The following is a 23,560-nucleotide window of genomic DNA, read 5'->3' as shown; positions in this document are numbered from 1 at the left end:
TTCAGAGGTGTCTATGAATCCTTTCAAATACTCGGTGGCGGATCTGACAGCCAAAGCGCGTGCCGTGCGCCGCCGCATCATCCAGCTTAACGCTGGCAGTCCGGCGGGTGGGCATACCGGCGCCGATCTGTCGCAGGTGGAGATCCTCACCGCGCTCTATTTTCGCATCCTGAATTGCGCGCCCGATCGCACTAACGATCCGCAACGTGACATCTATATCCAGTCCAAAGGTCATGCGGTGGGCGGTTATTACTGCGTGTTGGCGGAAGCGGGTTATTTCCCAACCGACTGGTTGCCAACCTATCAGCATTCTGATTCGCATCTACCGGGCCATCCGGTGCGCCAGAAAACGCCAGGCGTAGAACTGAATACCGGCGCGCTGGGGCACGGTTTACCTGTGGCGGTCGGCATCGCTTTGGCCGCGAAAAAAGATAACAGCAATCGCCGCATTTTCGTCGTGACCGGCGACGGCGAATTGGCGGAAGGCAGCAACTGGGAAGCAGCGCTGGTGGCAGCGCATTACGGCCTCGATAACCTGGTGATCATCAACGACAAGAACAAGCTCCAACTGGCGGGCCACACGCGCGACATCATGAACACCGATCCGCTGCCGGAAAAATGGCGCGCCTTTGGTTTGGAAGTCAGCGAATGCAACGGCAACGACATGGCATCGGTGGTTGAAGCGATTGAAAGCCTGCCGCGCAACGGCAAGCCGCAGGTGATTGTGGCACACACCGAAAAAGGCTTCGGCATCTCCTTTATTCAGGGCAAACCAGAGTGGCATCACCGCGTGCCGAAAGGGGAAGAAATCGAATTGGCACTGGAGGAGTTGAAAGATGAGTAATGCAAAACACCTGGCAACGGTGATGGTGGAAGCTTTTATCGATGCGGTTAATCGTGGCATCGATCTGGTGCCGGTAGTGGCGGATTCCACGTCCACCGCCAAAATCGCCCCGTTCATCAAAGCGTTCCCCGATCGCTTGATCAACGTCGGCATTGCCGAACAAACGCTGGTCGGCACCGCAGCCGGCCTGGCGATTGGTGGCAAAGTGGCGGTCACCTGTAATGCCGCGCCGTTCCTGATTTCCCGCGCTAATGAGCAGGTAAAAGTCGATGTTTGCTACAACAACACCAACGTTAAACTGTTTGGTCTGAATGCCGGTGCCAGCTATGGCCCGCTCGCCAGCACCCATCACAGCATCGACGATATTTCGGTGATGCGCGGTTTCGGCAACATCGAAATCTATGCGCCGTCTTGCCCGCTGGAGTGCCGCCAAATCATTGATTACGCGCTGGATCATGTTGGCCCGGTGTATATCCGCCTGGACGGCAAAGATCTGCCGCAGCTGCACGATGAAAGCTACCAATTCCGTCCTGGCCAGATTGATGTGCTACGTGAAGGCCACGACATTGTGCTGGTGGCGATGGGCTCAACGGTTCACGAGGCCGTTCACGCCGCCGAGCAACTGCATGAACAAGGCATCACAGCAGGTGTGATCAGCATTCCATCGATTCGACCTTGTGATACCCAACGGCTGCAAGAGCTGTTAAATCATTATCCGGCGGTGATTACCGTGGAAGAACATAACGTCAACGGCGGCGTCGGCAGCCTGGTGGCAGAAGTGCTGGCGGAAGGCGGCTGTGGTATTCCGCTGTTGCGTTTGGGTATTGCGGATGGTGAATACGCCATTGCCGGCGATCGTGCCTCAACGCGCGCCCGTCATGGGATTGATGCGGCCAGCGTGGTGAAGAGTGCAGTACGCATCTGTGCAGGAGCGTAAATATGGCAGGTTCGTTGATACTGGCGATTGATGAAGGGACCACCAACGCCAAGGCGATTGCGGTGGATCGTGATGGCAATGTGGTGGCGCGCGGCAGCCAGCCGCTGACGTTAGCGCATCCGCAGCCCGGCCTGGCAGAGCAAGATCCGCTGGCGATCTGGCAGGCGGTAAAGCAGGCGGTGAGCAGCTGTTTGGCGCAGTGCGGCGGCGCGCAGGTTGCTGCGGTGGCGATCAGTAATCAGCGCGAATCGGTGCTGATCTGGCAACGTCAGAACGGCCAGCCGCTGACCCCGTTGGTGAGCTGGCAGGATCGGCGTTCGGAAGCGTTTTGTCGCGATTTGCGTATGGCGGGCAAAGCGCCGCGCATTACTGGGTTAACCGGCTTGGCGGTTGACCCGATGTTCCCGGCGGGCAAACTCACCGGCATGCTGGCCTCGCTGCCGAATGGTTTGGCGCGCGCCCAGGCGGGAGAGCTGTGCATTGGCACGGTGGATTGCTGGCTGAGTTGGCAATTAAGCGGCGGCGAAAGTTTTGTGACCGATCACGCCAATGCTGCCCGCACGCAACTGTACAACCTGCATAGCGGCGACTGGGACGACGAACTGCTGACGCTGTTTCACATCCCGCGCGCGGCGCTGCCACAGATTGTGCCTTCTGCCAGCACGCAGGGCGTGGTGGCATTACATGATATTCCCGGTTTAGCGCCCGGCACGCCGATTATGGCGCGTATTGGTGATTCGCACGCCGCGCTGCAAGCCCAACGCAGCGGCAGCGAAGAGGTGGTGAAAGCCACATACGGCACCGGTTCGTCACTGATGATGTCAATGGCGACGCCGCTACTGACCGAAAATGGCCTCAGCACCACCGTGGCGTGGCATGACGGCACGTTGCGCTTTGCCTTCGAGGGCAATATCACCCACACCGGTTCCGGCGCGGCGTGGTTGGGACGCATGTTGGGCATCAGCGACCCACGCGAACTGACCGCCATGGCGCAGCGCAGCGATCACAATCAGGGCATCTATTTTGTGCCAGCGCTTTCGGGTTTAGGCGCGCCGTGGTGGGATCTCAAAGCACGCGGCATGGTATGCGGTCTGACTGATGCGGCCACGCCCGAGGTGCTGGCGCGTGTGGCATTAGAATCGATCACCTTCCAAATCGCCGACGTGTTTTTTGCTATGGAACAAGCCAGCGGCATGCAACTGCCTGCGCTGTGCGTGGATGGCAGCGCCACCGAAAATGCGTGGTTAATGCAGTTGCAAGCCGATGTGTTGCAGCGGCCGTTAAAACGCGTGCCGACGCCGGAAGTCTCCGCGTTAGGGGCAGCGCTGTTGGCGGGTCGCCAGTTAGGTTGGTGGCAGCAGGGCAGTGAGATGCAGGCATTGCAGGGCGGCAGTGTGATTATGCCGCGCGAAGATCGCGCGCACAGTATGCAGGAGAATTATCACGGTTGGCTGGATGCGGTAGCGCGTTGCCGCTATCAACCTCACTGATCTCGTAAGGTCGCCATTTATGGTGACTGCTAAACCAGGTGCGCATCAATGCGCACCCTACGACAATCGCGCTCAATCTCCGTAAGGTCACCATTTATGGTGACTTGGTGCACATAGACTAGCGATAAAACTAACGGTCACCATAAATGGCGACCCTACAAGGCATCTGAATTTACTGAAAACGGTTCGCCTTATCGCGCGCCAAACGCTCCAATGCAAAAATCACCTGCTGCAACTGGCGTTCCTGAATCGGCTCGATGGCAGTAAAACGGAAGCTAAGACGCGGCGTGACGCGGGTTTCGCTCTTGCTGGTAACCACGGTGCGTTCGCCGATGTGCAGCAATTGCGCCGTCACTTCAAAATGACCGTACTCGGCCAAATCAACACGCAGCTTTTTAAAGGTATCACCGCGATTCAACCCTTCTGGCAAGGCCTCGTCGAGCAGTACGCCCACGCCACCTAACGACAAATCCTGTAAGCGAAAGCGAGCAGTACTGCCGTCGGGCCATTGGCTGTGGCAATAAAACACCGGATCAATCGGCGCATTAACGCGGAAGAATTCGCGACGCTGAATCTGCCACAACAGTTGTGGCAGCGAAGCGGCAAACGCCGGCAATCCTTCGAATTCGACGCGGGTTAATCCTTCCAGACCGAATTCGACTTTTGCCCCATGGGTTTCGGCGGCGATATTCACTTCCCCCCCTTGCAGCGCTAAATCGTTATCCTGCGCGTTGCTGCCGAGATCGAAGATCACCTGATCTTCATCACACGCCAACAAACGGCTGATAAACTGGCCGCGCGAAAAATTCACCATCAGCGGAGTTTGAAAACGCAACAGATCTTTCATTACGCCCAAAACCGCTAAGGTGCCGCGCTTGAGGTATTGTTCTTTATCGGCTTCTCCCACGTCCTGCTCCACTTATCCGAGTGTTAAATTCACGACTGCCAATGTTATCCGTCAATTATCGGCGTCAGCGCGATAAGCTTTAGCCTGCTAATCATTTTTTCAGATGCTAACTTGCGATGCAGTTCAAAATATTGCGGCTATACTTGATGCGGTGAACACCTTGATTAATAACGTAAGGAGCAGTACATGGGTATTCTTTCATGGATTATTTTTGGTCTGATTGCCGGGATTATCGCTAAATGGATTATGCCGGGTAAAGATGGCGGCGGATTCATCATCACCGTAGTGTTAGGTATCGTCGGTGCGGTAGTAGGCGGCTGGATCAGTACCCTGTTTGGATTCGGTAAAGTTGATGGCTTCAACTTTGGCAGCTTTGTGGTGGCGGTTATTGGTGCCATCGTGGTGCTGTGGATTTATCGCAAAGTTAAATCGTAGCAGCGCGCAGTGATTTAATGAGAGCCGCCATCTGTAAAGATGGCGGCTTTTTTATGCGCGATTAAAAATCATATCCCACGGTGGCCATCACCGTACGTTCTGCGCCGCGATAGCAATATCCGGTGCCGTAGCAGGCCGCCAGATACTTTTTATCGGTCAGGTTATTGGCATTGACTTGCAACCACGCCCCTTTCAATTGTGAATTCCATGCACCCAAATCGGCGCGTACCGAGGCATCAAACAGCGTTACCGATGGCAAACGCGTGGTGTTCTCGTTATCCGCCCATTGCTTGCCGATGTAACGCACACCCGCACCGGCACTCAAGCCGTAATCAAACTGATAATGTCCCCACAACGAGGCCATGCTGTTCGGCGTCACGTAAGGCGTATGGCCGTCGTTGCCATCGACCGAATCTTTGAAACGCAGATGATTCAGCGTATAGCCAGCGATGGTGCTGAAGCGCGATGTCAGCTGATTACGTGCTTCCAGTTCAATGCCCTGCGAATGCACTTTGCCCGATGGCGTGTAGGTACCATCCAGCACATTGCGGTTGGCGACATCATCTTGAGTCAAATCGTACACCGCAATCGAGTACATATCGCGCGTGCCAACCGGTTGGTATTTGACACCGGCTTCATACTGTTCAGAAGTGGTGGGTTTCAGCTGGTTGCCATCAGGAGCGGTTAAGGAAGCTGGCGTAATCGCCTGGCTCCAGCTGACGTATGGCGAGATGCCATTATCAAAGGCATACAGCAGCGCCGCGCGTCCGCTGATGTGATCATCCTGACGACGGCTGGTGCCGTTTTCTGACACGATGCGGTCATAGCGGCCGGACAGATCCAGATGCCAGCGATCCAACTGCAATTCATCCTGCAAATAGAGTCCGGTTTGATAATAACGGCGCGTTTGCGCGGTCCAGGCGAAATCCGGCATGGTGCCAACTTCTTCGCCGTTCCACGCATTGAGCGAACTGGCTAAGCCGCTGGCCTCGGTGATGTCATTTTTGTAGCGATGATATTCAGCGCCCAGCGTCACGCGATGCTGCACCGCGCCGGTGGCGAAATCGGCTTGCAGTTGGTTATCGTTGGCCCATGAAGTCAGCGATGAACGCTCGCCGGAGAAGTAGCGGTTTAGCAGGTCTGGATTCGCCGTATTCCAACCGATTTGATACACCTGATCCAGCGCGGTATTGGAGTGGCTGTAACTGCCGGTGGAATGCACCGACCACACATCGTTGAAGCGATGGGTGAAATCATAGCTGTAAATCTGTTCGTGGCGTTTGAACTGATCGAGCGCGCTGTCACCTTCATAGAAGCCATCGCTCAGCTTGCGGCCGTTATGGCTGTAAAGCGTACCTTCCGCCGGTACCGAACCGTGATAGCCGCCGGACGGATCTTTTTGCAAGTAGGCGCGCAGCAGCAAGCTGGTATCTTCGCTCGGCTGCCACATCAATTGTGGCGAAATAGCGTATTTTTCTTCGCGCGTATGATCGTATTGGGTGTCGCTGTTGCGCGTGATACCGGTGAGACGAAACGCCCACTGATCGTTAATCGCGTTGGTGTAATCAAAAGCCGCGCTATTGGTGGCGTTGGTGCCAGTGGACAGGCGGAAATGACCTTCTTCGGCAAATTGTGGCCGCTTGCTAACCATATTCACCAAGCCGCCTGGCACGGTTTGACCATACAGCGCGGAGGAGGGGCCTTTAATCACATCAACGCGATCGAGGAACCAGTTTTCCACTTGCAGGATGTTGAAGCTACCGCCGTCGCTCATTACGCGCAGGCCATCAAGGAAGGTGTTATCAACATCGCCCCCGTGGAAACCGCGCAACGCGATGGTGTCGTAGCGTGTCGCCGCACCGCCAAAGTTGGTGAATACACCTGGCGTATAACCTAATGCCTGATTGAGATCCTGCGCGCCCTGATCTTCCATTTGCTGACGCGTCACCACCGAAATGGATTGCGGCGTAGTAATCAGCGGCTGATCGGTTTTGCTGGCACCGCTGCTGTGGGTCGCAAGATAACCTTGCGTTGGCGAGGTGGCGCTCTCTTGTGGCTGCGCGCTAACCACAATCGACTCTTCAGCGAAAGTCGCGGCAGGTAAAGCCAACGCCAGCGCGCACAACACGCGCCCACGATTAAGGGAAAACAGCGAGGTCATGAGGGTTCCTGTTATTTTAGTGGGAATAGCTATCAGTATAATATTGAGAATTATTATCTTTTGCGCGGAATGTTACAAGGTGTGAGTTTTTTGTATGAAGGGTGTGAGAAAAACGGTCGCCAGGAATGGCGACCGTTGTTGCAGATAAACATCGAATTCGTAGGGTCGCCATTTATGGTGACCACTACATCAAGGTGAGGGAACTCGCTTATTTCGCGGCACTCAACGCTGGCATATTCGGAATATCACCGGCGCTATTACAGGTTTTATCTTTCGGGCAATACTTATCCAACAGCTTCAGCGTCACACCGTTGGTCCAGCCAAAGCCATCCTGCAACGGATATTCACCGCCGCCACCGCCGCCTAATTGCGCGCCTTCCACCACATACTTCTCGACCAGTTTGTGCTCCTTGTCGTAAGTGGCCTGCACGTTTTGCAGGAAGCGCTGACCAATTTGCTGCGCCAGTTGCGGTTGTTTGTAATGCTCCAGACCTTCCACCGCCACCCATTGCAGCGGCGCCCAACCATTCGGCGCATCCCATTGCTGACCATTATTCACCGTAGTGGTCACCAATCCGCCCGGTTTCAGCAGTTGTTTCTCCACCGCTTTGGCGGTGCGATCGGCTTGTTTTTCACTCGCCACTTGCATATACAGCGGGAACAGCGTCGCGGCGGTTAACTGCGGATGAACGTGCTTTTTTTGGAAATCGTAGTCGGCGTACCAACCTTGCTTGTCATCCCACAGATAACGGTTGATCGCCGCCTGACGTTTCTCGGCGTCAGCGGCAAACTGTTGCGCCTTGTCATCCTGCTTCGCCAGTTTTGAGGCTTTAGACAGCGTTTGCTCGAGATGGAACAGCAGGCTGTTCAGATCAACCGGCGCTAACTGCGTGGTGCGGATTGAGGCCAGATTGTGCGCATCGGTAAACCAGCGCGAGCTGAAATCCCAGCCCGACGCCGCGCCGGCACGCAGATCGCGATACACCTGTTGCTTATTGCGCTCCGGCGCTTTGTTGGCGGTGTTGATATCATCCAGCCACGATTCGGTACGCGGTGCATCGCGATCGTCCCAATAGCGATTGAGCAGCGTGCCGTCGCTGAGTTTAATCACCCGCTTACTGGCTTGTCCGGCCGCCACTTTGTCGCTGTCCGCCATCCAGTAATCGTACTCTTTCTGCAATTGCGGCAAGTATTGGCGGTAAACATCATCACCTTTGTGCGTCGCCAGCAAATCCACCATCAAGCTAAAGAACGGCGGCTGCGAGCGGCTGAGATAATAGCTGCGGTTGCCGTTGGGAATGTGGCCATATTTATCCAATTCGGTGGCGAAGTTATCCACCATGTCTTGCACGCGATCCCAGTGATTGCTCTCCGCCAAACCGAGCATGGTGAAATAACTATCCCAGTAATAGACTTCGCGGAAACGTCCGCCCGGCACCACGTAAGGTTTTGGCAGTGGCAGCAATGAATCGTACTGGCTGGCGCTTTGCGCGGTGCGGGTTAACACTGGCCACAAGCCGTTAATGTGCTCGCGCAGGCTTTGCCCGGTCGGTGGCACATATTTGTCCTGCTCTTTTGGCAGCGTGAAATTACTATCAACGAAGTGTTTGAGGTCGAAATTACGTTGGCCTTTTTGCATCTGCCAATCCGCCAAAATCGAGGACGGATTATATTTAGGCACCGCATCGGCAAAGGTTTTTTGATCCGGATAAAACTTAGCCTGCTGCACCGCATTGAATAACGGTCCCAGACGTACATCAGGTGGCTGCGGCTGATTGCTCAGCATGCGGCTGTTATCGTCGGCCTGAACGGTGCTGGCAAACAGCGCGGCGCTCAGTAACACAGTGAGACGCGCAGGCGTCAATACGGCAGTTTTTATCATCGGTTTTTCTCCTTGTCCGAAAAGGTGGTGTGCTAACGCATTGACCACTCAGTCAACTTTAGTCGCTATCGCATCGCTTAGCCGCACACAGCGGCGGAAATGTGAAGCGCCCGGAATTAATCACGCGAGAAATTGTATTAGCGCAATGTTTTTTGCTTGCCCTGCAACGCCATTTGCCTGAGGCTGAAGCAAAAAAAAGGAGAGCCGTATGGAGATTATTTGGTATCACCCGTCGCTGGCGCCGCAGGGCTGGCTGGAAGGATTGCGTCAGCGTTTGCCACAAGCCAAGGTGCGCTTGTGGCAGCCAGGCGATAACGCGCCGGCCGATTACGCGGTGGTGCGTTCACCGCCGGTTGAGATGTTGGCGGGGCGCCAGCTAAAGGGCGTGTTTGCCATGGGCGCAGGCGTTGATGAGATCCTCAAACAACTGCGCGATAACCCGCAGATGTTGCATCAGCACATCCCATTATTCCGTTTGGAAGATACCGGCATGGCGCGCCAGATGCAGGAGTATGCCAACTGGTGCGTGTTGGGCTGGTTCCGCCGTTTTGCCGAATATCGCCAATTGCAGCAGCAGGCAACGTGGCAAGAACTCCCCGCACTGAATCGTGAAAACTTCACCATTGGTGTGCTTGGTGCGGGCGTGTTAGGTCGCAGCGTGCTGGAAAGTTTGCGGCAGTGGGGATTTCCGCTGCGTAGTTGGAGTCGTTCGCCAAAGCAGATGGATGGCGTGCAAAGTTTCCACGGGCGCGAGCAACTCAACGCGTTTCTCGATGGCACGCAAGTGCTGATCGATTTGCTGCCCACCACGCCGGAAACCACTAACCTCATCGATAGCCGCCTGTTAAACGCGTTGCCGCGCGGTGCCTATTTCCTCAATCTGGCGCGCGGCGCGCACGTGGTGGAAGCGGATCTGCTGGCGGCGCTCAACAGCGGCCAACTGGCGGCAGCGGCGTTAGACGTGTTCCAAACCGAGCCGTTACCGCACGATCATCCGCTGTGGTCTCATCCACATGTCACAATTACGCCACATACTGCTGCCATGACCTTGCCGGGCGAGGCGATGGATTACATTTCGGCTGCCATACTTGCTTTGGAAACAGGGCAACAGCCGAACGGCTTGGTCGATCGCCAGCGCGGTTATTAATTCATTTTGCGACAGGAGATAAAGATGTATCCGGTTGATTTACATATGCACACCGTTGCCAGTACCCACGCTTACAGCACCTTGCACGATTACGTGGTGCAGGCGAAACAGAACGGTTTGAAACTGTTTGCGATTACCGATCACGGCCCGGATATGGCCGATGCACCTCACTACTGGCACTTCGTCAATATGCGCATCTGGCCGCGCGTGATTGATGGCGTCGGCGTGCTGCGTGGCATCGAAGCCAACATCAAAAATCAGCAGGGCGAGATTGATTGCAGCGGTCCAATGCTGGATGCGCTGGATTTGATCGTGGCCGGCTTCCACGAGCCAGTTTATGCGCCGCGTGATAAAGCGCATCACACCGAAGCGATGATTGCGGCGATGGCGGGCGGATTGGTCCACATCATTAGCCATCCGGGCAATCCGAAATTCCCGGTAGATATCCGCGCGATTGCTGAAGCCGCCGCGCATTACGATGTGGCGCTGGAGATCAATAACTCCTCGTTCACCCATTCGCGTCCGGGCAGTGAACCGAACTGCCGTGCGATTGCCGAAGCGGTGCGTGATGCCGGTGGTAAATTGGCATTTGGCTCCGATTCGCACACCGCCTTCACGCTAGGGCATTTCGAACATTGCATTCGTATCACCCGCGAAGTGGATTTTCCGGAAGATCGCGTGTTAAATGTCACGCCGCGTCGCCTGCTCGATTTCCTCGAAGCGCGCACCGGCAAGCACATCCCTGAATTTGCTGATTTTTAACGTAATTGCTACAAGGAATTCTGTTGCATGAATGAGTTTTCCATCCTCTGCCGCGTCATCGGCTCGTTGTTCAATCGCCAGCCGCAAGATCCGCTGCTGGTGCCGCTGTTCACTCTGCTGCGTGAAGGCAAGTTGCAATCACAGTGGCCGCTGGAGCAGGACGAACTGTTGACGCGCTTGCAGCAGAATAGCGATCCGCAGGCGCTGGCCGCCGACTACAACGCACTGTTTGTTGGCAGCGAATGCAGCGTACCGCCTTATGCATCGCAGTGGCCAAATGGCCCGCAGGAAGCGGAAGTACGTGCGTTCCTCAGTGAGCGCGGCATGCCGTTGAGCGAAGCGCCAGCCGATCACTTTGGCGTATTGCTGTTGGCGGCATCATGGCTGGAAGACCAGTCGGCGGAAGATGAATCAGCGGCGCAACTGGCGCTGTTCGATGAGTTCCTGTTGCCGTGGTGCGGCGCGTTCCTTGGCAAAGTGGAAGCGCACGCGACCACGGCGTTTTACCGCACGCTGGCCGCACTGAGCCGTGAAGCGATTCAGGCGATGTACGATGAGTTGAATGAAGAAGCGGGCGACGACGCTTAATCTTGCCAACGTGCTGCGTGGCTACCGAGCTTAACGCCGGAGGTCGCGCAGATCATTGGCGTGCCGGTCAGATACGCTGCGGCACGCAACCTCTGCGCAATGCCCCAGGGATTGATTTCCAGTTCACTCAGCACATCATCACGCTCAGCGTGAATGCCGCTTTGGCTGTTGGCGGGTGCGGCACCATATTGCTGTAACAGCCGCGCGGTGCGCGCCAATGACAAGCGTGCTTGCCAGCCGACGCCATTGATTAAACGCTGACGCAAGCCTTCCAGCACCGATGCCGCCATCATATAGCCAGTGGCGTGATCGAGCGCTTGTACCGGCAGCGGCGTCGGCTGTGCCTTGCCGCTCCAGCGCATCCCTTGTTCAGCAATGCCACAACCCATTTGCACCAAACTGTCAAAGCCACGGCGATTGCGCCACGGTCCGTGCCAGCCCCACGCATTCAAACTGACATCCACCAAACCCGGCGCCAGTTTGCGGCGTGTGTCGGCATCCAGCCCCAGTTTGTCCAATGCATCAGCGCGATAACCGTGCACCAGCACATCGCTGTGTTGCAATAACTCACGCAACTGTTCACGACCGGCGGCAGTTTTGAGATCCAAGCGCGCACAGCGTTTACCGTAGGTGATCTCCTCTTCCAGCGTCGGCTCTTGCCAATCCGGCGGATCGATGCGCAACACTTGCGCGCCAAGGCTGGCGAGAAAACGTGTCGCAACTGGCCCAGCGATAATGCGCGTCAAATCCAGCACGCGCACGCCGAGCAGCGGGCGCGCCGTGGGCATTGGCCAGTTGGGGGCAGGTGCTTCACCGTTAGCCTGCTGGTCAATCAGCGCTTCCTGTTGTAACGCCAAACCTTGCGGATGCTGTAACCATTGCGCTTCGCTGCGCATTTGTGCGGCGCATCCGCCTGCATCGATCACTGCTTGTTCCAGTTTAGCGGCAGGCCAACCTGCAACGGTTTGCGCCAGCGCCACGCGATCGGCATGTTGTCCGAGCACGCTTTCCATTGCCGCGCGGTGGTGAGCGGCATTGGTGTGCAAGCGAATCCAGCCATCGGCGCAGGCATAATCGCCGGCAAACGGATCCCACAAGGCGGCGGGCGGACGATTCAGCGGTATGACGCTGTGTTGAAACCAGCGTGAAGCCAGTCGCACATTAACACTCACCGGCGTGGCGTGGCCGAGCAAATCGCTCAACGCTTGGCTTGCGAGGCCAATGCTGGTGGCCGCCAATTCGCTGACGGCAAAGGCAGATGAGAAGGTATCGGGTTCAAGAAAAGTCAGCGTGGGAAGCGGGTCCGTGCCACGCAATCCTTGCCACATTTGCTGCCAGAGTACGGCAGCACATTGAGAGTCCATGTTGAGTCTCCGGGAAACGCGCGAGACTCAAGCATAGCAGAGCGGATTTAACGACGACGCAACCGCGGGAATCTCGCATGCATACGCAGGTTGCGCAGATTAATCACCGCAATGGCGGTACCCAGCACCACTAAGGACGCGCCGAGGATCTTAAAGCCGTTCATGCTATCGCCGAGCACGAATACGCCCATTAATACCGCCAGCACCGGCGTCAGCAGTGAATAGGGCATGATCAGATTGACGTTGTACTTCTTCAACAGCGAATACCACAGCGTATAAGCGACAATCGAGGAAGCCAGCGCGCTGTATAGAATGCCAAACCAGCCGCGCCATCCGGCGTGACTCAAGGCATAGAATTGCTGGGATTCGGTTAACCACGAGGCAGCACCGACAATCGGCACCGCGAGAAAAGAGATCCAACCGGTGAGTGTTAGCGGTTTGATTGGCGGCGATTTTTTTACAATCATGTTGCTCACCGCCCAGCCAAAGGCGCTGCACAGCAAAATACACAGCACCCACCACGCCGGAATGGTCGGACTGCCAGATAACACCGCGACGCCGCTTAACGAAATCGCAATGCCCAGCAATTGAATCAAGCGCAGTTTCTCCTTCAGCACCACCATTGCTAGCAGCATGGCAATCGGCGTGCCGAGCTGCACCACAATCGCGCCGGTCCCGGCGTCGGTGTAACGCATGCCAACGAACAGCAAGGAGAAGTGCAGAAAGCCGAAGGTGAAGGCCAGCGTCAGCAGCCACGGCAGTTGTTCACGCGTGATGCGGCAAAACGGCACCAGCACGATCGCCACCACCACAAAGCGCATCCAGGTGAGAAACAGCGGCGGAAGTTCCAGTAATCCCCATTTCACCGCTACGTTATTGAAAGCCCAGATAGAAACCACCATCAGAACCAGAAAAAAATGCCGCGCTGCCACAATGCCTTCCTTCAGGGAGAGTCGAGGATTATCACTGGCTAATCATGGCATGAAGCCGGTGACTTCGGAGGTGTGTGGTGAAATTATTTTTGTTTGAGTCTTTGCTTATGCAGGAAAAAAATAAGACATGGCGCAAATTTACTGTCAAAGTGGATTTCCGAAAGAGGACCATTTTGAGGACCGTATTCGGCATGACTAACACCCGCACGTTACCCCTTGCTCTGATTCAACTCGAAGTGCCGCCACCGTCAGTTGTGGCGCAAATTGGTGAACAACCCCGCTGGTTTATTGATGCGTTGCACTTGCAGCCCGATGACTATGTGATTGTGCGTCCGCATTTAGGTGATGATTTACCGGCGTTTGACCGCGTCAGCGGCGCGATTCTCAGCGGTTCGTGGGCGATGGTCACCGATCACGCTGACTGGAGCGAACGCACCGCCGCGTGGATTCGTGGTGCGCTGGATGCCGATTTACCGCTGCTAGGCGTGTGTTACGGCCATCAACTGATGGCGTATGCGCTGGGTGGCAAAGTGGGGGATAACCCGAATGGCTGGGAGCGCGGACTCAAACCGCTGACGCGCAGCGCGCAGGCGAAAAATGATGCGTGGCTGGGTGCGTTGCCGGGCGAGTTTCAGGCGTGGTTGTCGCATCGACAATCGGTATTAACACCGCCGCCGCATGCGCAGGTGTTAGCCAGCTCGGTGCAGGATGGCTGCCAGATTCTGCGTTATTCTGAACAGGCGCTGTCGGTACAATTCCATCCCGAATTTACCCACGAAATTATGACCGCCTGCTTACCGGCGGGCGTCAGCGATGATGGCGTCACCTTGCGCGGTGAAGATTGGTCACGCGAATTATTGCGCCGTTTCTGGCAGCAAACGCGGCCGCAGCCGCGCGTACAGGCTCAAGGCGCGTAGTGACGTGTGCAGCGATAAACCCATGCTGGTGGCATGTTTTTTAGCACGCGCTGACGTTCCCACGTGAAATAGCGCGACAAGTTCGGCTGGGTAAACGAGGTGTATTGGAATTGCACAAATACGCCGCGTGGACCCAGCGCATCATGCACCGCACTGAGAATCGCATCGCGCGTCGCGGGCGGCAATGACAGCAGCGGCAAGCCAGAGAAAATCACATCATATTCTCCAGACAGGTATTCCGCTGAACAGGCGCGTACTTGCATACGTGAATCGGGTAAACCGCGCAGACTTTTCACCAATTCCGGGCTGATTTCGAACACATCCAGCTGCGCTTCGGGCGACATGCGATCCAGTATATGGCGGGTTAACACACCATCACCGGCACCGAGTTCGGCGATGCGCAAGCTGTGATCCCAATTCACCGCATCGCACATGGTGCGGCACAGCGCGGCGGAAGAGGGCGTGATGCTGCCCATTTTGCGCGGGTTGCGGATAAATTGCTGAACAAAGTTCGCTTTGGCGCGCATTAACGTCAGGGCTGAAGCCAACATCTGTCTCTCCTGGTTAGTATCCTGCTTCATATTGACCACATATTTCGCGCATGTTCCGCTTTTTGCGGCATAAGCGGGAAAACTCGGATTTATCCGTAGCGCGACGGCGAATGATACACAGGGTGAATTCTAGACATAGCAGACCTGGCTGAAACTTAGGAGCCGGTGAAAAGTCGTAAACGGATGTTAATCGCAGATTTCCTCCGGTGCGGTCACAGTTTCCCGCTTTGCGATCTGACAGTCTGGCTTTGATCGCTCAATGTTAATAACAAGTTTCATAGTTGTTAATCGCCACTCTGTCCCGCAAGGAGAAACACCATGCGTTACGCTGCTCCGGGAGAACAAGGTTCTCTCATCACATTGCAATCGCGTTATGGCAACTTTATCAACGGCGAATTTGTTGCGCCGGTGAACGGCAATTACTTCGTCAACACCTCACCGATTAACGCCTCGACCATTGGCGAATTCCCGCGTTCCGACCGCGCGGATGTTGATAACGCGGTGGCGGCAGCACAGGCTGCGGCCGATGCGTGGGGCAAAACCTCACCGCAAGCGCGTTCGCTGGTGCTGCTGAAAATTGCCGATCGCCTCGAAGAGAATCTGGAATATATCGCCGTCAACGAAACCTGGGATAACGGTAAGCCAGTGCGTGAAACCTTGGCCGCTGACCTGCCGCTGGCGGTTGATCACTTCCGTTATTTCGCCGGTTGCGTGCGTGCGCAGGAAGGCACCGCCGCTGAAATTGATGAATTTACCGCTGCCTATCACTTCCACGAACCGTTGGGCGTGGTTGGGCAAATCATCCCATGGAACTTCCCGCTATTAATGGCGGCGTGGAAACTGGCACCCGCGCTCGGCGCTGGCAACTGCGTGGTGCTGAAACCGGCGGAACAGACGCCGTTATCGATCACGCTGTTTATGGAAGTGATTAAAGATCTGGTGCCGCCAGGCGTGATTAACGTGGTGCACGGCTACGGTAAAGAAGCGGGCGAAGCGCTGGCGTCGCATCCCGGCATCGCCAAAATCGCCTTTACCGGTTCTACTGCTACCGGTGGTCACATTCTGGAACTGGCGGCGAAAAGCCTGATTCCGTCTACCGTGGAGCTGGGCGGAAAATCGCCAAATATCTTCTTCGAAGACATCATGGATGCCGAAGAGAGCTTTATCGAAAAAGCGGCAGAAGGCGTGGTGCTTGGCTTCCTCAATCAGGGCGAAGTCTGTACCTGTCCATCGCGCGCGTTGGTGCAGGAATCGATCTTCGAACCGTTTATGGCGGCGGTGATGAAGCGCATCAAAACCATTAAACGTGGCGATCCGTTGGATACCGAAACCATGATTGGTGCGCAGGCCTCACAGCAGCAGTTCGATAAGATTCTGTCGTATCTGGAGATTGCGCAGCAGGAAGGCGCGCAAGTGCTGCATGGCGGCGGCGTGGAGAAAGTGGGGGATGAACTCGCCAACGGCTACTATATCCAGCCAACGCTGCTGAAAGGCAACAACAGCATGCGCGTGTTCCAGGAGGAGATCTTTGGGCCGGTGGTCGGCGTGCTGACCTTTAAAGATGAAGCAGAAGCACTGGCTATCGCCAATGACTCGATTTACGGGCTTGGGGCAGGCGTGTGGACGCGCGACATCAATCGCGCGTATCGCATGGGCCGCGCCATCAAAGCCGGACGCGTGTGGACCAACTGTTATCACCTTTATCCGGCGCATGCGGCGTTTGGTGGCTACAAAAAATCCGGTATTGGCCGCGAAACCCACAAAATGATGCTCGATCATTATCAGCAAACCAAAAATCTGCTGGTGAGCTACAGCACGCAACCGCTGGGCTTCTTCTAATTAATCAAGGCAGCGGCATCCTCCGCTGCCTTCACTCGTTTTTTCCCGCACTTTAATCTCTCCGTCATCTTGCATCAGCAGGATAAGCCAATCAGCAGAAGTTTCTGATGCAGTCGCAGAATTAAGCCTGGTCTTGTGGAATTTAAAGCGGGTGATTCGGCAGAATGCGCATCCATTTTAAGGAGAAGTTATGAACACGTTGTACAACTACCTGGAACAGCATGACGATATGCTGGATGCCGTAGAGCAAAATATTATTACCGTAAATCTGCCTGGCCGTCAGGCGGTGTATGTGATTGGTCAGAATGATGCTGACTTGTTGCTGGAAGTGAAAGCGCGCGAAATCGCCTCGGCACAGCGCGTGGAAACCTTGCGCCAGTTAGAGAGCCAATACCGTTTTTAAGTCTGTCGCGGTGTGAGGCAATTTTGCCTTGAGCAGATGATTTACTCCGCGCTGACGTCTTTCCTCTATTTGCACCATTAGCTCACTTTTTGCACTCTGTTGGTGAATCTCTCACCAGCCTTTCATGCCCGTCGTACCAAGGCCTGCCGCGCCATCCCTTATCCACTCTCGCCTCATGATTAATTAATCAGTTATTTAAAAACTGGCATAACGCTTGCAATTCTCCCTGCGCACCATCTTCGTTTTTTGCTTTTTTAAGTCATCAGGGTCTTCAGGCATTTTGCCTTTCTACTGGAGTTAAAAGCATGAGAATGAAAAGTCTGGTTGTTGCCTTATCGTTGCTTGCCACGTCACTTGCTCCCCTCACTCTTCAGGCCGCCGATGCGCCGCTGGCGATGCATGCCGACTTGCATGCACAACTGCCGGAGAAAATTCGCAGCAGTAAAACCCTCAATCTGGTCACTGATGCGCACTATCCGCCGTGTGAATCCTTTGCTGAAGACAACAAAACCATGGTCGGGTTTGAGCCGGATCTGTGGGACGCCTTAGGGCAGGTGCTGGGCATAACAGTGAAGCCGGTCTCGATTGATTTCGCCGGGCTGATCCCAGGCGTTAAAAGTGGCCGCTACGATGTGGCGATGGAGTGTATTTCGGATAGTCCAGAGCGCGAGAAGCAGGTCTCGTTCGTCAACTATGCCTACGCCACCAGCGAGGTGTACACGCTGGAAACCGAGAAAAGCATCACCAACGATCCGCTAACGCTGTGCGGTTTGAAAGTCGGCGTACAAACCGGCACCGATTTCGAAAAAGCCATCAGTGAAATCTACACGCCAAACTGCACCAAGCAGGGCAAAGCGGCAATTCAGCAGGTGACGTTGCCATCAGCCGATGCGGTGCTACTCGGGCTGTATTCCGGGCGCGTTGATTTCGTGCTGAATGATGCCGCCTCAGTGGATGACATCAAGAAGAAAGCGCCGCATCCGATCCGCACCGTGCAGATGCCGCTGATGCCGAAATATTATCTCGGCATTGTGGTGGCGAAAGAGAACACCGAACTCGCCAATGTGCTGCTGAAAGCGTTGCAGGTAGTTCATGAAACCGGCACCTACGACAAGATCATGGATAAGTGGGATCTGGGTGCTATGAAGCTGGATAAACCGGGCATCAACCTGACCAGCACCCAGCCGATATGAGTGTGCGTCACTGCGATGTGCTGGTGATCGGTTCCGGCGGCGCGGCATTGATGGCGGCGTTACGCGCCGCTATTGGCGGACTTGCTGTGTTGATCGTCGAGAAAAGCGCCTGGCTCGGCGGTACCACGGCGATGTCGGGCGGCGCGATGTGGGTGCCCGCCAATCATCATGCGCTTGCTGCCGGTTATGACGATTCGCCACAGCAGGCGCTGGCTTACTTGCGCGCGGCAGCGCCTGCCGGCTGGCAAGCCAGTGAAGATGCATTGTGGCACGCGCTGGCACAGCAGGCCGCGCCGATGCTGGCGTTTCTGGAACAGCACAGCGCGCTGCGTTTTGCGCACACGGCTGAAGGCGATCCGCTGTGGCCACTGGCGGGTGCCAAAACGGTTGGTCGCATGCTGGCGCCGTTAGCGCTTAAACCGCAGCGACGCTGGCGTTTGCGTCCAACGCCGCTGCCGCGCGGGTTTAGCTATCACGAACTGTTACAGCAGGATATTTGGCATCATCCGCTGCGCGCGTGGTTGCGCTGTTTGCCGCGCCTGGTGCGACGGATGTGGCGCGGTGAACTGACCAAAGGTGCGGCACTGATCGCCGGATTACTCGATGCCTGCCAGGCCGCCGGTTGCCAGTTGCTAACCGAAGCGCGCGCTGAACAACTGCTGACGCGCGATTCGCATCAGGTGAGCGGCGTGCGCTGCCGCTGGCAAGGCGAAAGTGTTGAGATCAACGCACAGCGTGGCGTGGTTATTGCCAGCGGCGGATTTGAGTGGGATGACAACTTACGTGCGCGACATTTTCCCGGCCCGCATGATTTCATCGCCAGCCCGCGTGACAACAGCGGTGATGGACAACGCATGGCACAGGCTATTGGCGCGCAGTTGGCGCACATGGATCAAGCCAATATCGGCGGCGGTATTCCGGCGGCATCCGGCCAGCCGTGGAGTGGTTTATCGATTTTCTTCCACGCGGAAGCCAACGCCATGTTGGTGGATCGGCATGGCCAGCGTTTCACCAATGAAATGGCGTTCAACCTCGGCGAAGCGCTGGATAGCCGCGATGCCGACGGCCAACCGCGCCATCTTCCAGCGTGGCTGATCGCGGACGCACGCTTATTACGCCAAGCGCCGCTGCTGCGTTACTACCGCTGGCGTACGCCGGGTTGGATGCGTTCCGCTGCCACCTTAAATGATCTGGAAAGACAACTGGCGTTGCCAGCGGGATCGTTGCCACGCAGCGTGGCGCGCTTTAACCAATTCTGTGTTTCCGGCGTTGATGAGGATTTTGGTCGCCATCTCAGCGTGGCTCGCGGCAAAACCGATCGACGCTTTCAGGGCGGCATGGCGACGATCCAGCACCCGCCTTATCTGGCGATACCGTTCAATCGCACTTTTCTTGGCACCAAAGGCGGGCCGCGCACCAATGCGCACGGCAATGTATTGCATCGCGATGGACAACCGATCTACGGCTTGTATTGCGCTGGCGCAGCGATGGCCAATCCGATAGGCACGCGTGCGGTCAGTGCAGGCACCACGCTGGGACCCAATCTGACGTGGGGCTTCATCTGCGGCTCGTCGTTGCTGGCAGCGCAAGCGAAGGGGATGAAATGCAGCGCGTAACAGGCAAAACCGCCATCGTTACTGGCGGATCACAAGGTGTGGGATTGCGCATTGCTTCGGTGCTGGCGGCGCAAGGCTACGACATTGTGCTGCTGGTGCGCCGTCAACGTGAGCTGGCGCAGCGTGCGATCGCACAATTGCAAAATCTCGGTGTGCGTGCGGCGTTCTGGCAGGTCGATATCACCGATCGTGCCGCGCTGCGTGCGGCAATGTCCGCCATCGTCACGGATTTTGGTGCGCCGCAGTTACTGGTGAATAACGCTGGTGCCACAGCTGCCGCGCCGCTGCTGGAGCTAACCGATGCGCAGTGGCACTTGGTGCTCGATACCCAGCTAACCGGCACGTTTCTCGCCTGCGTGGAAACGGTGAAACATATGGCGCCGGGCGGCGTGATCATCAATATCGCTGGCGCATCGGCGCACCGCTGTTATCCCGATGCGGGCGCGTTTGGCCCCTCGAAAGCGGGCGTGGTCAATCTCACCGCACAGATGTCAATCGAATGGGCGGCGCGCGGTATCCGCGTGTGCGGCATCAGTCCGGGGCCGATTCGTGATGCGGAGAGCAACTGGCAGCAACACGAACCGCTGCTGGCAAAGGAAGTCGCGCGCTTGCCGCTGCAACGTCCGGTGAGCAGTGATGAAGTGGCGCAGAGCGTGGCGTTTCTGGCATCACCTGCGGCGGCGTCGTTTATGGGACAAATGTTGATTCTCGATAGCGGCGGGCTGAATACCTGGTACATGACGCAACAGGAGGAGAGATGAGCAATGCCACGTTAATGGTGGATGCGCAGCAGGTCACCAAGTCGTTTAACGGCGTCGAAATCCTCAAAGGTGTCGATCTGGCGGTGCAGCAGGGCGAAGTGGTGTGCCTGATTGGCCCGTCGGGATCGGGCAAATCGACCTTTCTGCGCTGCATCAATCATCTGGAAAAAATTGATGGCGGTGAATTGTGGGTCAACGGTGGCATGGTCGGCTATCGGTTGCACGGCGACAAGTTGTATGAGCTGAAAGAGGGCGAGGTGGCGCGCAATCGCATTCACATCGGCATGGTGTTTCAGCGCTTCAATTTGTTCGGCCACATGACGGCGCTGGAAAACGTGATGGAAGCGCCAATCACGGTGAAAAAAGTGCCGCGTGCGCAGGCATTGAGCGAAGCCAAAGCGTTGCTGGATCGCGTTGGTCTCAGCCATCGCTACGATGCGCGTCCGGCGGCGTTATCCGGCGGACAGCAGCAGCGCGTGGCGATTGCGCGCGCCATGGCGATGAAGCCGTCGTTGATGCTGTTCGATGAACCGACCAGCGCACTGGATCCGGAACTGGTGGGCGAAGTGCTGGCGGTGATGCGCGATCTGGCACGCGATGGCATGACCATGGTGATCGTGACGCATGAAATGGGTTTCGCGCGTGATGTGGCGAATCGCGTGGCCTTTATGGATAACGGCGCAATTATCGAAGTGGCGGAAGCCAAACAGTTCTTTGCCGCCCCGCGCCATCCGCGTACGCGTGATTTCCTCGCTCGCGTGCATGCCGCGTGATCAATCCGCAACCATGAAGAGAACGCTGATGACAGACAAAACGCTGACAACGCCGCGTAATCCCACTCACAGTGCGCGCGAAGTGGTGGCACAACGTTATCCCGGTCGCTGGATCTCAGCGCTGGTGATGGCGGCGTTAACCGGTTTGGTGGCGCATTCGATGATCACCAATCCCAATTTTGATTGGTCTACGGTGGGGAAATATCTGTTTTCACCGACCATTCTGACCGGCTTATGGACCACCTTCTGGCTGACGCTGGTGATCATGCTGCTGGCGATTGTGCTTAGCGTGGTGCTGGCGGTGATGCGGCTTTCCAGCAATCCGCTGCTGGTGGGATTCAGTCGCGGCTGGACCTGGTTCTTTCGCGGTACGCCGGTGCTGGTGCAACTGATCTTTTGGTACAACCTCGCGGCGCTCTATCCGCAATTCACCCTTGGCGTACCCGGCGTGATCACGCTGTGGAGCGGCAGCACCAACGATCTGATCACGCCGCTGGCCGCCGCGATTCTCGGCCTCGGCTTGAACGAATCGGCGTATATGGCGGAGATCATCCGCGCGGGCATTTCGTCGGTGGAGAACGGCCAGCAGGAAGCCGCGCGCGCGCTGGGCATGACGCGCGGCCAATATTTGCAGCGGATTATATTGCCGCAGGCGATTCCATTCATCATTCCGCCCACCGGCAATCAAGTGATCGGCATGCTGAAAACCACCTCGCTGGTGAGCGTGATTTCACTGTCGGATCTGCTCTATTCGGCGCAGGCCATTTACTCCCGCACCTATGAAAATATCCCGTTATTGATCGTTGCCTGCATCTGGTATCTGGCCGCCACCACGGTGCTCAGTGTGATTCAGGCGCGAGTTGAGCATCACTATCGTTAGAGGAGGCTGAGATGTATCGCGAGAAAATTGATGTGGTGTTTGATGATGGCGACAGCATTTTGCAACGCATGCTGCAACAACAGCAGAGTGATGCCAGCCGCGCCGAAACCTTGCCGCCAGAAGCGTATAACAGCGACAGTTTTTTCCGGCTCGAACAGGAGAAGGTGTTTCGCCATGATTGGCTGTTTGTCGGCCACGTTTCACAGGTGCCACAGCTCAATGATTTCTTCACGCTGGATGTGGTCGGCGAACCGCTGTTGATCGTGCGTAACGATGAAGGCATTGCGGTGTTCTCCAACGTCTGCTTGCATCGCTGGGCACCCATTGCGCAAGGCAGTGGCAACAGCCGGTCGTTTATTTGTCCGTTCCACAACTGGACCTACAACACGCACGGCAAACTGAGCGGCGCGCCATCAATGAATCAGGCGCAGGACTTCGAGCGCCAGCACTGCCAACTGCCGAAGATCCGCCATGAAGAGGTGTTCGGCATGATCTTCGTCACCTTCAACGCGGATGCGCCGTCGCTGGCCACGCGCCTGGCGCCGCTGCAAGCGCGCTTTGCGCGCTATCATCTGGCTGATTTGGTCACCGCTTACACGCTGGATTACGACTGTCCGTACAACTGGAAGATGGCGATTGAGACCTTTATGGAGTGCTATCACCACGCAGCGGTGCATCGCAGCACGCTGGAAGACAGTTTCCCCGGTCGCCTCAGTTCGATTGGTGAAGATGGGCCCGGATGGACTCTCTGCCATCAGCCGCTGCGCAAAAATGGTGAACTGAGTGAGATTCTCACCGAAGGGTTGACGCCGTTTAGCGGATTAACTGACGAAGAAATGCGCTTTAGCGATTTGATGCTGCTCTATCCCAACTGCCTGATCTCACTTAATCCGGATCGCATCTCGATCAGTGCGATTCTGCCGCAAAGCACCACCCGCACCCAGTGGCATCGCGTGGTGCTGGTGTCGGCAGAATCAGCGGCACACGACGACTTCGCCCAGACCGCCGAGCGCATGAAGCAAGGCAGTTTAACCATCATCGATGAAGATCAGTGGATCAACGCCGAACAGCAGCGCGGCAGCCGTTCACGCCTTGCGCGGCCTGGCCGCTTGAGCCATCTGGAAACCACCGTCTGGCATCTCGCCAATTACCTGAAAACCCGCATGGCGGAGTAAGGA

General features: G+C 56.3%; 22 protein-coding genes. 16 read left to right on the top strand and 6 right to left on the bottom strand.

Annotated elements, in window-relative coordinates; genetic code table 11:
• The first annotated feature begins 13 nt into the window (after positions 1-13).
• Genes ACPUC7_RS20375 through ACPUC7_RS20365 form a run of 3 tightly spaced genes read left to right on the top strand, consistent with a single transcriptional unit; the run spans position 14 to position 3,271 of the window.
• Complete coding sequence (locus ACPUC7_RS20375) at positions 14-844, top strand: transketolase (protein WP_494924262.1); 831 nt, start codon at positions 14-16, stop codon at positions 842-844.
• Complete coding sequence (locus ACPUC7_RS20370; protein WP_494924261.1) at positions 837-1,781, top strand: transketolase family protein; 945 nt, start codon at positions 837-839, stop codon at positions 1,779-1,781. Before ACPUC7_RS20375 ends, ACPUC7_RS20370 begins: the two co-directional genes overlap by 8 nt.
• 2 nt (positions 1,782-1,783) lie before the next feature.
• The gene (locus tag ACPUC7_RS20365) at positions 1,784-3,271 is read left to right on the top strand and encodes an FGGY family carbohydrate kinase (protein WP_494924260.1); all 1,488 of its coding nucleotides are present in this window, start codon (positions 1,784-1,786) and stop codon (positions 3,269-3,271) included.
• A gap of 172 nt (positions 3,272-3,443) precedes the next feature.
• On the opposite strand, the gene ACPUC7_RS20360 is transcribed toward ACPUC7_RS20365, so the two are convergent.
• On the bottom strand, positions 3,444-4,178 hold the full coding sequence (locus ACPUC7_RS20360) for a flagellar brake protein (RefSeq protein WP_343553160.1): 735 nt from the start codon (positions 4,176-4,178) through the stop codon (positions 3,444-3,446).
• Positions 4,179-4,364: 186 nt separating this feature from the next.
• On the opposite strand from ACPUC7_RS20360, the gene ACPUC7_RS20355 reads away from it, so the two are divergent.
• Positions 4,365-4,613: a GlsB/YeaQ/YmgE family stress response membrane protein gene (locus tag ACPUC7_RS20355; RefSeq protein ID WP_343553159.1), complete on the top strand. Its 249-nt coding sequence runs from the start codon at positions 4,365-4,367 to the stop codon at positions 4,611-4,613.
• A 61-nt stretch (positions 4,614-4,674) separates the two neighbouring features.
• On the opposite strand, the gene ACPUC7_RS20350 is transcribed toward ACPUC7_RS20355, so the two are convergent.
• Both ACPUC7_RS20350 and treA read right to left on the bottom strand, forming a co-directional pair.
• On the bottom strand, positions 4,675-6,774 hold the full coding sequence (locus ACPUC7_RS20350) for a TonB-dependent siderophore receptor (protein WP_494924259.1): 2,100 nt from the start codon (positions 6,772-6,774) through the stop codon (positions 4,675-4,677).
• 208 nt (positions 6,775-6,982) lie between these two features.
• A complete protein-coding gene (treA, locus tag ACPUC7_RS20345) occupies positions 6,983-8,656 on the bottom strand; it encodes an alpha,alpha-trehalase TreA (protein WP_494924258.1) in 1,674 nt (557 codons plus the stop codon).
• A gap of 208 nt (positions 8,657-8,864) precedes the next feature.
• On the opposite strand from treA, the gene ghrA reads away from it, so the two are divergent.
• Genes ghrA through ACPUC7_RS20330 form a run of 3 tightly spaced genes read left to right on the top strand, consistent with a single transcriptional unit; the run spans position 8,865 to position 11,153 of the window.
• A complete protein-coding gene (gene ghrA, locus ACPUC7_RS20340; protein ID WP_494924257.1) occupies positions 8,865-9,803 on the top strand; it encodes a glyoxylate/hydroxypyruvate reductase GhrA in 939 nt (312 codons plus the stop codon).
• A 24-nt stretch (positions 9,804-9,827) separates the two neighbouring features.
• Complete coding sequence (locus tag ACPUC7_RS20335) at positions 9,828-10,565, top strand: phosphatase (RefSeq protein WP_494924256.1); 738 nt, start codon at positions 9,828-9,830, stop codon at positions 10,563-10,565.
• 27 nt (positions 10,566-10,592) lie between these two features.
• Positions 10,593-11,153 (top strand): TorD/DmsD family molecular chaperone, encoded by a 561-nt coding sequence (locus ACPUC7_RS20330; RefSeq protein WP_343553154.1) that lies wholly within the window; start codon positions 10,593-10,595, stop codon positions 11,151-11,153.
• Here ACPUC7_RS20330 and ACPUC7_RS20325 read toward each other — a convergent pair.
• On the bottom strand, positions 11,150-12,517 hold the full coding sequence (locus ACPUC7_RS20325; RefSeq protein WP_494924255.1) for a CoA transferase: 1,368 nt from the start codon (positions 12,515-12,517) through the stop codon (positions 11,150-11,152). The two genes, ACPUC7_RS20330 and ACPUC7_RS20325, sit on opposite strands and share 4 nt — an antisense overlap.
• A 47-nt stretch (positions 12,518-12,564) precedes the next feature.
• Positions 12,565-13,449, bottom strand: a complete 885-nt coding sequence (locus ACPUC7_RS20320; RefSeq protein WP_494924254.1) for a DMT family transporter — start codon at positions 13,447-13,449, stop codon at positions 12,565-12,567.
• A gap of 191 nt (positions 13,450-13,640) precedes the next feature.
• On the opposite strand from ACPUC7_RS20320, the gene ACPUC7_RS20315 reads away from it, so the two are divergent.
• A complete protein-coding gene (locus ACPUC7_RS20315) occupies positions 13,641-14,366 on the top strand; it encodes a glutamine amidotransferase (RefSeq protein ID WP_494924253.1) in 726 nt (241 codons plus the stop codon).
• On the opposite strand, the gene ACPUC7_RS20310 is transcribed toward ACPUC7_RS20315, so the two are convergent.
• Positions 14,354-14,917 carry a class I SAM-dependent methyltransferase gene (locus tag ACPUC7_RS20310; RefSeq protein WP_343553150.1) on the bottom strand — a complete coding sequence of 188 codons (564 nt, stop codon included), beginning with the start codon at positions 14,915-14,917 and terminating at the stop codon, positions 14,354-14,356. The genes ACPUC7_RS20315 and ACPUC7_RS20310 overlap by 13 nt on opposite strands.
• A gap of 318 nt (positions 14,918-15,235) precedes the next feature.
• On the opposite strand from ACPUC7_RS20310, the gene exaC reads away from it, so the two are divergent.
• The 8 genes from exaC to ACPUC7_RS20270 all read left to right on the top strand — a co-directional run bounded on the left by exaC (position 15,236) and on the right by ACPUC7_RS20270 (position 23,557).
• Positions 15,236-16,756 carry an acetaldehyde dehydrogenase ExaC gene (gene exaC, locus ACPUC7_RS20305; protein WP_494924252.1) on the top strand — a complete coding sequence of 507 codons (1,521 nt, stop codon included), beginning with the start codon at positions 15,236-15,238 and terminating at the stop codon, positions 16,754-16,756.
• Positions 16,757-16,946: 190 nt separating this feature from the next.
• Complete coding sequence (locus ACPUC7_RS20300; protein WP_343553811.1) at positions 16,947-17,159, top strand: hypothetical protein; 213 nt, start codon at positions 16,947-16,949, stop codon at positions 17,157-17,159.
• A 305-nt stretch (positions 17,160-17,464) separates the two neighbouring features.
• The gene (locus ACPUC7_RS20295) at positions 17,465-18,352 is read left to right on the top strand and encodes an ABC transporter substrate-binding protein (protein WP_494924251.1); all 888 of its coding nucleotides are present in this window, start codon (positions 17,465-17,467) and stop codon (positions 18,350-18,352) included.
• Entirely contained in the window at positions 18,349-19,968 is a 1,620-nt protein-coding gene (locus tag ACPUC7_RS20290; protein ID WP_494924250.1) for an FAD-dependent oxidoreductase, read from the top strand. Before ACPUC7_RS20295 ends, ACPUC7_RS20290 begins: the two co-directional genes overlap by 4 nt.
• Complete coding sequence (locus tag ACPUC7_RS20285; RefSeq protein ID WP_494924249.1) at positions 19,956-20,729, top strand: SDR family NAD(P)-dependent oxidoreductase; 774 nt, start codon at positions 19,956-19,958, stop codon at positions 20,727-20,729. Before ACPUC7_RS20290 ends, ACPUC7_RS20285 begins: the two co-directional genes overlap by 13 nt.
• Positions 20,726-21,502 (top strand): amino acid ABC transporter ATP-binding protein, encoded by a 777-nt coding sequence (locus tag ACPUC7_RS20280; protein WP_494924248.1) that lies wholly within the window; start codon positions 20,726-20,728, stop codon positions 21,500-21,502. The genes ACPUC7_RS20285 and ACPUC7_RS20280 overlap by 4 nt, the downstream gene beginning before the upstream one ends.
• Positions 21,503-21,530: 28 nt before the next feature.
• Positions 21,531-22,382, top strand: a complete 852-nt coding sequence (locus ACPUC7_RS20275; protein WP_494924247.1) for an amino acid ABC transporter permease — start codon at positions 21,531-21,533, stop codon at positions 22,380-22,382.
• An 11-nt stretch (positions 22,383-22,393) separates the two neighbouring features.
• Positions 22,394-23,557, top strand: coding sequence for an aromatic ring-hydroxylating oxygenase subunit alpha (locus ACPUC7_RS20270; RefSeq protein WP_494924246.1), 1,164 nt, complete (start codon positions 22,394-22,396; stop codon positions 23,555-23,557).
• Positions 23,558-23,560 lie beyond the last annotated feature (3 nt).

This window comes from Pantoea sp. CFCC18179, assembly GCF_059412405.1.
This window is presented reverse-complemented; position numbering and strand designations above follow the sequence as displayed.